This window comes from Streptomyces sp. NPDC044044, assembly GCF_056434405.1.
On the sequence record NZ_JBWKFG010000001.1, the window covers coordinates 1122840 to 1134937 of the forward strand.

At 67.8% G+C, this 12098-nt stretch carries 12 protein-coding genes; 7 read left to right on the top strand and 5 right to left on the bottom strand.

Annotated elements, in window-relative coordinates; all coding sequences use genetic code 11:
* Positions 1-50 precede the first annotated feature (50 nt).
* A complete protein-coding gene (locus tag AC07AG_RS05480; protein ID WP_478752033.1) occupies positions 51-620 on the bottom strand; it encodes a hypothetical protein in 570 nt (189 codons plus the stop codon).
* Positions 621-778: 158 nt separating this feature from the next.
* Positions 779-1138, bottom strand: coding sequence for an ANTAR domain-containing protein (locus AC07AG_RS05485; RefSeq protein ID WP_478752035.1), 360 nt, complete (start codon positions 1136-1138; stop codon positions 779-781).
* Positions 1139-1492: 354 nt separating this feature from the next.
* Here AC07AG_RS05485 and AC07AG_RS05490 point away from each other — a divergent pair, with 354 nt between their 5' ends.
* Together AC07AG_RS05490 and AC07AG_RS05495 are read left to right on the top strand one after the other, a co-directional pair.
* Entirely contained in the window at positions 1493-2401 is a 909-nt protein-coding gene (locus AC07AG_RS05490) for a universal stress protein (RefSeq protein WP_478752036.1), read from the top strand.
* A 228-nt stretch (positions 2402-2629) separates the two neighbouring features.
* Positions 2630-5263 (top strand): cation-translocating P-type ATPase, encoded by a 2634-nt coding sequence (locus tag AC07AG_RS05495; RefSeq protein ID WP_478752038.1) that lies wholly within the window; start codon positions 2630-2632, stop codon positions 5261-5263.
* A gap of 349 nt (positions 5264-5612) precedes the next feature.
* Here the strand turns inward: AC07AG_RS05495 and AC07AG_RS05500 are convergent, their stop codons facing one another.
* The gene (locus AC07AG_RS05500) at positions 5613-6017 is read right to left on the bottom strand and encodes a DUF1003 domain-containing protein (RefSeq protein WP_478752040.1); all 405 of its coding nucleotides are present in this window, start codon (positions 6015-6017) and stop codon (positions 5613-5615) included.
* Between the two features lie 227 nt (positions 6018-6244).
* Between AC07AG_RS05500 and AC07AG_RS05505 the strand changes: the two genes are divergently transcribed.
* The 3 genes from AC07AG_RS05505 to AC07AG_RS05515 all read left to right on the top strand — a co-directional run bounded on the left by AC07AG_RS05505 (position 6245) and on the right by AC07AG_RS05515 (position 8425).
* Positions 6245-6868 carry a hypothetical protein gene (locus AC07AG_RS05505; protein ID WP_478752042.1) on the top strand — a complete coding sequence of 208 codons (624 nt, stop codon included), beginning with the start codon at positions 6245-6247 and terminating at the stop codon, positions 6866-6868.
* Positions 6869-7078: 210 nt separating this feature from the next.
* Positions 7079-7222 (top strand): hypothetical protein, encoded by a 144-nt coding sequence (locus AC07AG_RS05510; RefSeq protein WP_478752044.1) that lies wholly within the window; start codon positions 7079-7081, stop codon positions 7220-7222.
* A gap of 345 nt (positions 7223-7567) precedes the next feature.
* Positions 7568-8425 carry a helix-turn-helix domain-containing protein gene (locus tag AC07AG_RS05515; protein ID WP_478752243.1) on the top strand — a complete coding sequence of 286 codons (858 nt, stop codon included), beginning with the start codon at positions 7568-7570 and terminating at the stop codon, positions 8423-8425.
* Between the two features lie 111 nt (positions 8426-8536).
* On the opposite strand, the gene AC07AG_RS05520 is transcribed toward AC07AG_RS05515, so the two are convergent.
* Positions 8537-9535 carry an ArsR/SmtB family transcription factor gene (locus AC07AG_RS05520; protein ID WP_478752046.1) on the bottom strand — a complete coding sequence of 333 codons (999 nt, stop codon included), beginning with the start codon at positions 9533-9535 and terminating at the stop codon, positions 8537-8539.
* A gap of 67 nt (positions 9536-9602) precedes the next feature.
* Between AC07AG_RS05520 and AC07AG_RS05525 the strand changes: the two genes are divergently transcribed.
* Positions 9603-10511, top strand: a complete 909-nt coding sequence (locus AC07AG_RS05525) for an aldo/keto reductase (RefSeq protein ID WP_478752048.1) — start codon at positions 9603-9605, stop codon at positions 10509-10511.
* 106 nt (positions 10512-10617) lie between these two features.
* Complete coding sequence (locus tag AC07AG_RS05530) at positions 10618-11145, top strand: helix-turn-helix domain-containing protein (protein WP_478752245.1); 528 nt, start codon at positions 10618-10620, stop codon at positions 11143-11145.
* 313 nt (positions 11146-11458) lie between these two features.
* Here the strand turns inward: AC07AG_RS05530 and AC07AG_RS05535 are convergent, their stop codons facing one another.
* The gene (locus AC07AG_RS05535) at positions 11459-12037 is read right to left on the bottom strand and encodes a fasciclin domain-containing protein (protein ID WP_478752050.1); all 579 of its coding nucleotides are present in this window, start codon (positions 12035-12037) and stop codon (positions 11459-11461) included.
* Between the last annotated feature and the right edge of the window lie 61 nt (positions 12038-12098).

Genomic DNA, 12098 nt, shown 5'->3' on the forward strand with positions numbered 1-12098 from the left:
TGCGTGAGGACTACGGCGACGTTGCTGACTGAGGCGCCGGGCGCCGGCGGTCACGCGTCGGCGCTGCGGGGGTGGGTGGAGTGCGCGCCGAGGGTGAATGTCCGGGGCGGCAGCGGCTCCAGCCACGGGTCGCTGGTCTTCTCCTGGATCTCCAGGCCGAAGATGAGATCGGTGAAGTCGGCATGGCCCGTGCCGTCGCTGCAGCTGAAGCGGTAGGAGGCGCCGGGGTTGAGGTCGACGAGCAGACCGGCGTTGCCCCTCCACATCTGGGGCTCCCCGTCCCCGCCTCGCCAGCAGTTCCAGACCTGCAGCGTTGAGGTGGAGGTGGGCTTGATCAACGGCTCGAGGTGTACCACCGGCGGTGCCGAGTCGGCCCACAGGCAGACGCCCGACGACCGGGAGCCGTTGACGAGCAGCTCGCCTTCCGACAGTTCCAGGCACACACCCTGGGGCGGTTTGCTCACGGAAGAGGTGAAGGCGATCGCCAGCCTGGCCGTCGCCCATTTCATGGAAATACCGAAGGCGAGGTGCACCGTCTTGCCTTCGAACTCCACTGGTTGACCGTCCGAAACGCGGAACGCCTGGTCGATCTTCGGCGGACGGATCTGATTCTCAGACATGCGAACCTCTCGTGGTCCAATCCCCGCCGCAACGGGGGGTGTGGCCTCTGCCCGGCAGCGCGGGTCCGTCCGACACCGCCGTCGTGTCTGGTCCGTGTCGTGCATCTTCGGGCGAGGGAGCAGGAGTGCCCGGCCGGAAGGAGGAGCGGCTGACCCGTTCAGGCCGGAGTGCTGTCCTTGAGGCGCACCACCGCGCTGCTGAGCTCGCGCTGCATCTTCGCCGTGAGTGGATGGCCCTCGAACGTGCCGACGAGGGCCCGGGCGACGTCGCGCACCGTGAGACCGCAGTGGGCGGCCAGATCAGCGAGAAAGTCCTTGGCGTGTTCGCTGGAACAGGGCACGAGCCCCATAACCATGCCCTGAGCCCGCAGGGTGACCGCACGCCTGCGCAGCCGTTGACGCAGTTCCACGTTCTCTGCGCGAAGAGTCTCGATCTCGCCGGGTGGACTGCTCTCGTCCCAGACGAGCGACTCTCTTCGAGACCAGCGCTCCTCGTAGGTCCTCAACGTGTGCTGCATGACAACCCTTGCTCGGTTGTTTCGCGGAGCCGGGGGCTGGGGCCAGTCCTCCCACCGTAGTCCTGTCGGTCACTCAACGGCTACCTTCGGGCAGAGATCCCGATGAAGGACCACCGAACGAGCCCTCGGCACCTCCGGATTGGGCCTGGCCCTTACGTTCTCTTGATCTGGCCCGGGGCACTCCCGCGTCCCCCAGGCCCCTGAGGACCCGCGCACTGGTGGGCGGAGCGACGACCTTACCCAGGGACCTTCGGCCCATGGTGTGTCCCCTTCGGCCCTCGTCGTCGGAGTTCGGTGTGAGGAGGCTGGACGAGACCGGCGTGTAGGCGCTGCCAACTGAAGGCGAGTCCTGTGATGGCTTCCGTATCCAGTGCCCAGACTCCCCAGCCTGTCGTCGTTGGCGTAAGCCGGTCGGAGGCGAGCAAGATCGGCGTTGCCTGGGCCGCGGAGGAAGCAGTGCTGCGGCATCTGCCGCTGCGTCTGGTGCACGCCCTTGAGTGGCCCCCGGGAGCGGAACCCTGTCCGCAGGGGGCGCACCCTGAGCGCACTTGGAGCGCTCACTTCCGTTCCAGTGGCGAGATGGTGCTGCGCGAAGCGGCGGAGCTCGTCCACAAGCACCATCCTGACCTGAAGGTTGACGCGCGTACCGCTGATGGTCCGCGAGCCCGCGTGTTGGTCCAACAAGGAGCGGAGGCGGCACTGCTGGTGGTGGGGGCGAAGCCGCTGAACGTGGTGGAGCAGCTGTTCTCGGTCTCTCCGCTGGGTGTCACTCTGACCGCGCACGCAGGCTGTCCGGTGGCGGTGGCACGCCAACCGCAGCTGCCGGCCGCTGACCCGCACCTCGTTGTCATCGGTGTCGATGGTTCGGCCAACTCCCGCGATGCCATGGCATTCGCCTTCGAGGAGGCGGCTGTGTGCGGGGCGCGGCTGAGAGCGGTTGCGGTGCGCCACCTTGATCCTGGTCGTTCGCTCGGCGGCGAAGGGGACGACGTGGAGAACCAGACCCGGGCTGAACTCTCGGAGGCGACGGCGGGCTGGCGGGAGAAGTACCCGCAGGTGGAGGTCGAGTATCAGGTGAAGTACGGACACCCGGCGCGAGCCCTCGCGCACACTGCCGCTCACGCCCGGTGTCTGGTGGTCGGCTCCCGCGGACTCGGGGGATTTCGGGGCATGCTGGTCGGCTCGGTGAGCCACGTTCTCCTGCATCAGGCCACCTGCCCACTGGTCGTCATTCCCCCTCAGGGCGGATTGGCCACGTACTGACCCGCCACATGGGGTGCGCGATGCGCCGCCGCAAGGCCAAATCCACGCCCTCACCTGCCCAGGGGCAGGGCGTGACGGTGGCCGCACCGCGTACGAGGCGCTCCTCTGAGGCCCAACGACCGCCTGGGAGAGGGAGTAACGAACGGCACGGGGCGCCAGCCGAGGCGACGTGCCGGGCCGGCTCGGGCTTCGGCATCGCCGTGATCGGTCACTCTGAGGAGGAATGCAGTGAATCCGCCGCAACCGTTCGCCGCCGCGGCTCCGGAACACGTGCGAGACACCGGTCTGACTCAGCAGGAGGCCGAGCGCCTCCTCGAACGTCACGGCCCCAACGAGCTGGGAGAGCAGCAGAAGACAGCACTCCGGTCCCGGATCTTCGCCCAGTTGCGGGACCCGCTGATCCTTGTGCTGCTGGTTGCGGTGGCCTTGACCGTGGCCACCGGCGACTATGCCGATGCCGTCGTCATCTGCGTGGTCATCCTCTTCAACACCACGGTCGGTGTGGCGCAGGAAGTACGAGCGGACAACGCGGTCGCCGCGCTCTCCGCCATGACCGCCCCCACCACACGCGTCACACGCGACGGCGCGGAACAGCAGATCCCGTCGTCCACCGTGGTCCCGGGCGACGCGCTCCTTCTTGGTGAGGGAGACATCATCCCTGCCGACGCGACCCTTGCCTACGCTGCCGCATTGCTCGTGGACGAATCGGCACTGACCGGCGAATCGGTGCCCGTGGACAAGGACGCCCACGGCTCTGGCCCGCAGGCCGAGTTGTTGCAGGCCGGCACGGTCGTGCTGCGAGGCAGGGCGGTCGCTACCGTGACCGCCACCGGTGCGCACAGTGCACTGGGCCGGATTGCCGCCTCACTGCATCCTCGACAGCAACTTACCCCGCTGCAAAAGCGTCTGGCCGGCCTCGGACGCGTGCTGGCTTTGGTGACGGTGGGACTGTGCCTGGTCGTCCTGATCCTCGGGCTGGTACGTGGGCAGTCGCTCGAAACCATGGCGGTCACCGCCATCAGCCTGGTCGTTGCCGCGGTGCCCGAATCGCTGCCGGCCGTCGTCACCCTCGGGTTGGCACTCGGTGCCCGGCGGATGGCCGCACGCAACGCCGTGGTGCGCCGTCTGTCCGCCGTGGAGACACTCGGATCGGTGACCGTACTGGCGACCGACAAGACCGGCACCCTGACCGAGGGACGCATGGTTCTGGAACGCGTGTGGACCCCGCACGGCACCGTCACCCTCGGTGGCAGCGGATACGAGCCGGTGGGCGACTTCCAAGCCTTGGGCCATGGCGACAACCGAGCCCCCGGCAACGCCGAGGCGGCGGCGCGGGAGCTGCTCGTCGCGGCGATGCTCTGCAATGACGCCTCGCTGATCCCGCCGACTGCGGACAACCCTCAGTGGTCGGCGCTCGGCGACCCCACCGAAGCCGCCCTCCTGGCCGGCGCCGAGAAGGCGGGCTGTGCGCACGATGACCTCGTGCGCACCCATCCACGTCTCGGCGAAGTCCCCTTCGACAGCCTCCGCAAGCGCATGCTGACTGCACACAGCACCCCGTCAGGGACAGTCAGAGCCTTCCTCAAGGGTGCACCGGAAGCGGTGCTCGACAGCGCACTGCTCGACGACAGCCCGGCCCTGCTGGAGCAGGCGCGTGAGGAAGCCGCTGAGCTGTCCGCGCACGGCTATCGGGTGCTGGCCGTGGCATCCGGCGACCTTGCCACGGTGCCTGACCCCATCGAAGACGCCGAGGCCGGCCTGCGGCTACTGGGTCTGACTGCCATCAGCGACCCGCCCAAGCCGGCCGCGGTGACCACCGTGGAAGCCTGCCGCCGTGCGGGGATCACCCCCGTGCTCATCACGGGAGACCACCCGGCCACCGCGCGTGCGATCGCGGTCCGGGTGGGCATCCTCACCGGAGAGGACGCCGATTCGGCCCACCGTGTCGCCACCGGAGAGGAGTTGGCCGCAGGACGTGTGGCTGACCTGACCGAGGTCAAGGTTTTCGCCCGGACAACCCCCCAGCAGAAGCTGGACATCATCCAGGCGTGGCGGGACCGGGGCGAAGTCACCGCGATGACGGGTGACGGGGTGAACGACGGTCCGGCCTTGAGGCAGTCGGACATTGGTGTGGCCATGGGCCGCCGGGGCACCGAGGTGGCCCGGCAGGCTGCTGATCTCGTCCTGGTGGATGACGAACTGCCGTCGGTGATTTCCGCGGTGGAGGAGGGGCGTCGTGTCTATGCCAACATCCGACGCTTCCTGATCTACGCCTTGGCCGGCGGAGCAGCGGAAATCCTGGTCATGCTCGCCGGACCGCTTTTCGGCCTCGCTCTCCCCCTGCGTGCGGGGCAGATCCTGTGGATCAACCTGCTCACTCATGGCCTGACGGGTGTGGCCATGGGCGCCGAACCTGTTTCGCCGGATGCCATGCGGCAGCCGCCGAGGCCGCCTCATCAGCACATCCTCGGCGATGGGCTGTGGCAACGGGTCCTGCGTCTGTCGGTGCTGGTGACCGCGGCCAGCCTTGGCGCGAGCCTGTGGGTCCGGCACACCGGCGGGCCTTGGCAGACCGTTCTCTTCCTTGCTCTGTTGGCCGCTCAGCTTGGCGTGTCTCTCGGCCTCAGGGAGCGGTTGTTCACCCGCCGCAACCTGTATCTGCCGGTAGCGGTGGCGGCAGCTGCGGGGATGGGTGTGGCAGCGATTTACGTGCCCTTCCTGGCCGACATCCTTGAGACCTCGCGGCCTACCGGAACTGGCCTGGCACTGGCAGCAGCGGCCGGTCTCGTCGGCTTCGGAGCCGCACGAGCGGAGACCCTGTGGGGCCGCAGCCACACGACGGGCCGCGCACCTGCGCAATGATGTCGGCGAAACGGCGAATACGTATCAGTCATCAGTGCTGCGTACGCGGTGACGCGAACGACCCAGCGGTTGAAGCCGAGGACCAGCGCGAACAGACCCTTCGGAGAGTGGCCGCTGAACAGTAGGCCGATCCCCCGAGAAGAGGGCGAAGAGCTTGATGAACCCGATCGAACTCCACAGATCCGGATGCTGCGCGACACCAAGAAGAGCGCTGAGAGGCGGTTGGTCCCTTCCGGTACTGGCGTGCGTTGGCAAGTTCAGTCGCTGGCCTTCAGCCCGCAGTGCGACGCATCAAACCGGTCGTTCGGCGAGCCCGGATACTGCACGCGGTCCGGCAGGAGAAGTCCGGTCAGTGCTGGTCGGGGTCTGATACCAAACGGCGGTGGAGTTCGGTGGTCATGGCGTGGATGGCCCGGGTCAGCTCGGTGTTTGTCTTCAACTCCACTTCCTGCTCGACGAAGTCGTGATCGGCCTTTGCCTGCTGGAACTCTGCCTGCCGGTTCTGGCCGATCATGACAAAGGTGGACAGGAAGATCGCTTCAAGCGATACAACGAGAGTCAGCATGGGCCACGGATTGCCCTCGATGAGGAGCATCCAGAGCAGAAACCCGGCCGCATGGAGATAGACGAAGAGCATGGAGCCGGCGAACTTGGTGATCGAATCGGCGATACGCAACTGCGTATCGCCCGCGCGCTTGGACCGGTGGGCAGCAACGACTGGATGGTGCTGCTGCGAGACCTCTCGATCGTTCATCTGAACGCGCCTGCTTTCTCAGAGGGTTCGCTGTGCATCGATGCTGCACGGTGCCACTTCAGGAGTCCACGGCTGCAGCTGCTTGTGTTGAGAACCTGACCACGCCTCGTTTTAGGGCCGGTTGGCCCCCATCGCAGTCCTTCGGCCCACAGTGCGACGGCGGTGGGTCCGGGACATTGAGGGAGTCACCGCACTCGCAGTGGCGGCGCCGGGAGGTCAGGATCGCTATGGCAGTTCACAATCATTCGAGCCGATGGGCGGGGGTACGGTTCCCCGCGCGTCACAGGGCGCCAGCCGCAGCGGCATCAGTCGCGGCACACGACGTCACCCAGTCGAGTACGTTCGCCGCAGTCTTGGCGGGAGTGCGGATCCTGACCGGGTTCGTCTTCCTCTGGGCCTTCCTCGACAAGACATTCGGGTGGCGCTATGCGACGCCCTCGGGAAAAGGCTGGATCGAGGGCGGTTCACCGACCAAGGGCTTCCTCAGCAGCGTCGCAGCAGGCCCGCTCGAGTCCACCTTCCACAGCATGGCCGGTGAAGTCTGGGTGAACTGGCTCTTCATGCTCGGGCTGCTGGCCATCGGCGTAGCCGTGATGGCAGGAGTGGCGCTGCGGTTCGCAGCGGTCTCCGGCACGGTGATGATGGCGCTGATGTGGGCCGCCGAATGGCCGCCGGCCCGCCACCTCTCCAACGGTGAGCCGAGCATGTCGTCCAACCCCTTGGTCGACTATCACGTCCTGTACGCCGCGATCCTCATCGCGCTCGCTCTCGGCCATGCCGGCCGTGTGTGGGGCCTGGGCCGTGGCTGGGAGCGCATGGCGATCGTGCGCGATAATCGCTGGCTGAGCTGAGAGGGCGGCTTTCATGCGACGCAGCGAGATCGCTCGGTGATGACGAGCGACGTGGTGTGCGCCGATTTCGGCACTGCGTTCAAGGAGGTGGTCCGTCTCCGGTCGCGGACATCGCCCATGCCACCGGTCGCGACATTCGCTACGTGCCGTTGACCCCCGAGGTATACGCCGCCGAGCAGCGCGCGCGGAGTGCCCGAGGAATGGGTGCAGTTGACCGTCGAACTGTACGCGAACGTGCGTTCCGGCACCCTGGGTACGCTCACCCAGGACGTGGAAAAGGTGCTCGGCCGTGGGCCCCGCGACTTCGCCGACGACGCCCGCACCGCCGCCGAAGAAGGTTTCTGGAACAACTGACTTGAAGGTCTCACCTCATCGGTGAGCAGATGCGCGTGCTCGGGTGGCCGGTAGCAGCGCCTTGCGGGATGCCGCCCACGTGCAGGCAGGCGCCGCACCCGTAGTCCTCCTCAACGACGGTGCCCCGCTGCCCGGTCGGCGGCGAGAACGACAGCGATGTACCGCCCGCCGGGCCCGGCTCCGAGAGCGACAACGTCGAAGTGCGCTTCCTGCGTGTCCATGACGCGGCGCCTTGCGCTGGTTGGGGGAGGGCGATCCGCTTCTCATGAACGGCTCCCGCGTTGCCTCTCGGTTCCGCACGCCCGATCTTCCTCACGGCCTCTCGAGCGTGAGCGGTTGAAGAAGATGGCCTACGGCCACAAGACCGAGCACCGGCTGCGGATGTGCGCGCCGGTCGTCCTGCACGCGGCGCGGGGGCGTTCCAACGCGCGGATCGCACGCGAGACGGGCCTGCACCTGGACACGGTTCGTGCCTGGCGTGGCCGGTTCGCCGGAGGTGGTCTGCCGTCCTTGGCCGACCGCAAGTGCTCCGGGCGTCCGACCCGTTTCACCCCCGTGCAGGTCGCCGAGGCCAAGGCGTTGGCCTGCCGGTTACCCGCCGAGACCGGCGTGCCGCTGGCATGCTGGTCCTGCCCGGAGCTAGCCGTCGGGCTGACCGGACGCGGGGCCACCGACAGCGTCTCCGCCTCCACGGTGCGCCGCTGGGTGCGAGAGGAGGCGCTCGAGCCCTGGAAGTACCTGTCATGGATCTTCATCCGCGACCTCGACTTCCGCGCCAAGGCCCAGAGTGTTCTGGATCTCTACGCCCGGACGTTCGCGGGCGCCCTGCTGGGCGAGGACGAGTACGTGCTCTTCAGCGACGAGAAGACCTCCATCCAGGCCCGCTGCCGTTGTCATCCGACACTGGCACCGGGCAGGGCCCGGGTGATGCGCGTCAGCCACGAGTACGGCCGCGGCGGTGCGTTGGCCTACCGCGCCGCCTATGACGTCCACCGCGCGAAGGTCTTCGGCCGGTGCGAATCCAGGACCGGCGTCGTCCCCTTCATGAACCTGGTCGGGCAGGTCATGACCACGGAGCCCTACGCCAGCGCGAAACGCGTCTTCTGGGTCGTCGACAGCGACGGCACAGCCCTTCCAGCGGAAGTTCACCACCTCCGACCTGGACGATCTGCTGGCCCGGCTCGATCGGCACACAGCCTCTGACCGACAAGAAGAATCCTCCGTCGACCTGGCAGCCTGATCAACCCCCGAAGAACTTCCTGCGCAGACCACTTAGTGGTCGGCTCCGGAAGTCCTTCGGGGGTTGACATGAGGTCAGGCGGAGGCTGCTTGGAGAAGGGCTTCGGCTGCGGCGGTGCGGGCGTAGAGGACGGAGCGGCCGGCGCGGTGGGCGCTGACCAGGCCCGCGTTGCGGAGCGCGGTGAGGTATTGGGATACCCCTGCGGGGGAGAGTCCGGTGCGGTGGGCCAGCTGTGTGGTGGAGGCCGGGATCTCCAACTCGGTTAGCAGCAGGGTTCGCGAGCGGCCGAGTACGGCGGAAAGGGTGTCTGTCTGGGCGACGGGGCGCTTCGTCCATAGTGAGCCGACGCCGCGCGCTGGGTAGGCGAGTTGGGGCGGGTCCGGCGGCGTTGTTCGGGTGCGCAACCCTGGTCCGGTGAAGGCTGAGGGGATCAGCAGCAGTCCCGTGCCTGCCGTCGTGCGGGTCAGCGGCTGCTTTCGGCGGGACATCCGGAGCGCGTTGTCGTCCCAGCTCACGGACGTGTGCAGGTCGTTGAGGAGGTGGCCCGCACCGTGCTCGGCGGCCAGGCGGGCCCGGTAGAGGATGTCTGCGTCCAGGACTGCCCGGATTCGTGCCCAGTAGGGGGCGAGCACCAGCTCCCAGTACGTTTCGAGCTCTTCTGCGACCTTGGCCAGGAGGCCTTGCGGGTCGTTGTGCAGGGCTCGCAGCCGGGGGCCGAGGTTCCCCTGGTGGCGGGCGAGGTGGTCGAGGTCCTGGCGTACCCGGTCGGCGGGAGAGGCCCGGATCGTGACCCGCTCTGCCGCCGGGGTGGGGGACGGTCCGGCGGGGGCCGGGTTGAGGAAGTCGGGGACGTAGCCGCCGGTGGGCGGGACCAGCTCGCGGAGCCAGCCCCGGTCCAGCCCGGCGGCCACCATACGCGGGCGTACCTGGTCGGCCCAGGGCCGGTGGATTGGATGCGCGGCGGCGGACGTCAGCAGCCGGAAGCTGGGTGCGACCTCCCACATCGGTGAGACGGCGAACCGCACCTGCGCCAGATCGCTCGTCGAGAACGCCAGCTCTGCCAGGACAACCACCCCTCAATAGATTCAGGCATGTACGAATCAATGGCGGGCCAGCCTACCGTGCGGAGATCATCCCGCCATGACCTCACAAACGATCACTGCGGCGGCATCGGGCACCTGGAAGCTCGGCGACCTGACGGTCGACCGGATCGGTTTCGGCGCGATGCGCCTGCCGCAGCACGGCGAGGCATTCGCGGCCGATGCCGTCCCACGCGACCGCGACCAAGCGGTCAGTGTGCTGCGTCGCGCGGTCGAACTCGGCGTGAACCACGTCGACACCGCCGCGTTCTACTTCTCGTCGCTGCGCTGTGCCAACGAGCTGATCAACCAGGCACTGGCCCCATACCCGGACGACCTCGTCATCGCCACCAAGGTCGGACCGGGCCGCGACCCCTCTGGCCAATGGCTGCCGCACGCCACCCCCGAGCAACTCCGCGGCCAGGTCGAGGAGAACCTGCGCCAGCTCGGCCGCGACCACCTCGACGTGGTGAACCTGCGCATCGTCGGCACCGACTCCATCGCCGAACGCTTCGGCGCACTCGCCGAACTGCGCGAGGCCGGACTCATCCGGCACCTGGGCCTGTCCAACATCCGCCCCCACCACCTCGCCGAGGCCCAGACCATCGCACCGGTGGTCTGCGTCCAGAACATGTACGGCATCGGCGCATCGCCCGAGCAGAAGGAGTTCATGGGCATCTGCGGTGAACAACGCATCGCGTTCGTGCCGTTCTACTCGATCGCCGGTACCGGACGCACCGCTGGTGCGACCACCGACCACAGCGCGGAGGTGCACGCCATCGCCCGCGCCCACGGCGTGAGCGCAGCCCAGATCCGGCTGGCGTGGACACTCCACCAGGGCCCCCACGTCCTGGCCATCCCCGGCACCGGCGACCTCGACCACCTCGCCCAGAACGTCGCCGCCGGCTCCCTGCGCCTGTCGGTGGAAGAACTCACCGTCTTGGACCGCCTCCACCACGAGACGGCATGAGCAGGACCCCCCATGGCGCTGTGATCCACTTCTGCTGATCGGCCTGTCTGCCTTGCCTGTTCCCGCTGCCCGCCCCATAGCCCTGACGGCCGCCGAGCGGCAACGATTGAGGAAGACGGTCCACGGTCACAAGACTCCGCACCAAGCCAGGGTCCGGTCACAGATCGTTCTCCTGGCGACTCGGGGCAGGTCCAACGCGCGGATCGCGGTCGAGGTGGGTGTGCACGTGGACACCGTGCGCACCTGGCGGGGCCGGTTCGCCGACGGCGGCTTGCCGGCCCTGGCCGACCGCAGGCGCAGCGGCCGCCCGGCCCGCTTCGCCCCCGTCCAGATCGCCGAGGCCAAGGCCCTGGCCTGCCAGCTCCCGGCCGAGACCGGGGTGCCGCTGGCGCGCTGGTCGTGCCCGGACCTGGCCGCCGAGCTGACGGCACGCGGGATCGCCGACACCGTCTCGGCATCCACCGTGCGCCGCTGGCTACGCCAGGACGCGCTCAAGCCCTGGCAGTACTGGTCCTGGATCTTCATCCGCGGCCCCGTCTTCCGCACCAAGGCCCAGCGGGTCCTTGACCTGTATGCCCGCACTTTCGACGGAGTCGCGCTGGGCGCGGACGAGTATGTCATCTCCAGTGACTAGAAGACCTCTGTGCAGGCCCGCTGTCGCTGCCACCCGACCCTGGCCCCCGGCCAGGCCCGAGCGATGCGGGTCAACCACGAGTACGGCTGCGGCGGTGCTCTTGCCGGAAGTTCACCACCTCCGACCTGGACGATCTGCTGGCCCGGCTCGACCGGCACACACCCACCGACCGACACCAAGAATCTTCCGTTGCCCTGGCAGCATGATCAACCCCCGAAGGACTTACGGAGCCGACCACTTAGTTTCGAAGCACGGTTCGGGCTGTGGCGTCGTTCATGAGGCCACAGCCCGAAACTATCCCTGAGAGCCACTGTTACTTCGGCGGCATGAGGACGCTGTCGATGATGTACACCGTCGCGTTGGCCGTCTGGACGTTGCCGCAGACGACCTTCGCCATGTCGTTGACCTTGTAGTTGTCGCCCGATCCCTCGGTGGTGAGCTTGCTGCCCTCAAGGGTCTTGAACGAACCCATCTCCAGCTGGCTCGGCGCGGCCTTCTCACCGACCACGTGGTACGTGAGGATCTTGGTGAGCTGGGCCTTGTCAGCGAGGACCTTGTCAAGGTCGGCCTTCGGGATCTTCTTGAAGGCGTCGTTGGAGGGAGCGAAGACCGTGATGTCCTTCGCGTTGTTGAGCGTGTCGACCAGGCCCGCCTTCTTGACGGCAGTCACGAGGGTCGAGAGCTCGGGGTTGTTGGACGCGGCCGTGGCGACCGGGTCCTTCGCCATGCCGTCCAGGCTGCCGGCTCCCTCCTGGGGAACCGACGAGCATGCCGGTCCGAAGGGCTTGCTGTCGTCGGCGTGAACGGCAGGGGCGAGAAGCCCCAGGGACACGGGCAGGGCGATCGCTGCTGCGGAGACTGCGGCAGTGCGGATCATGTTCCGGGTAGTCATGATCAGTTCCTCCTCGGGACGAGGCGAGCTCCAGTGGAGCTCGTGGGTTGAGGGGCGAGAG

Bases quoted from the DNA above. Each gene is read 5' to 3' on its own strand.
- AC07AG_RS05480 (WP_478752033.1), bottom strand. From the start codon at position 620: ATGTCTGAGAATCAGATCCGTCCGCCGAAGATCGACCAGGCGTTCCGC.
- AC07AG_RS05490 (WP_478752036.1), top strand. From the start codon at position 1,493: ATGGCTTCCGTATCCAGTGCCCAGACTCCCCAGCCTGTCGTCGTTGGC.
- AC07AG_RS05485 (WP_478752035.1), bottom strand. From the start codon at position 1,138: ATGCAGCACACGTTGAGGACCTACGAGGAGCGCTGGTCTCGAAGAGAG.
- AC07AG_RS05515 (WP_478752243.1), top strand. From the start codon at position 7,568: ATGGCCTACGGCCACAAGACCGAGCACCGGCTGCGGATGTGCGCGCCG.
- AC07AG_RS05535 (WP_478752050.1), bottom strand. From the start codon at position 12,037: ATGACTACCCGGAACATGATCCGCACTGCCGCAGTCTCCGCAGCAGCG.
- AC07AG_RS05500 (WP_478752040.1), bottom strand. From the start codon at position 6,017: ATGAACGATCGAGAGGTCTCGCAGCAGCACCATCCAGTCGTTGCTGCC.
- AC07AG_RS05505 (WP_478752042.1), top strand. From the start codon at position 6,245: ATGGCAGTTCACAATCATTCGAGCCGATGGGCGGGGGTACGGTTCCCC.
- AC07AG_RS05525 (WP_478752048.1), top strand. From the start codon at position 9,603: ATGACCTCACAAACGATCACTGCGGCGGCATCGGGCACCTGGAAGCTC.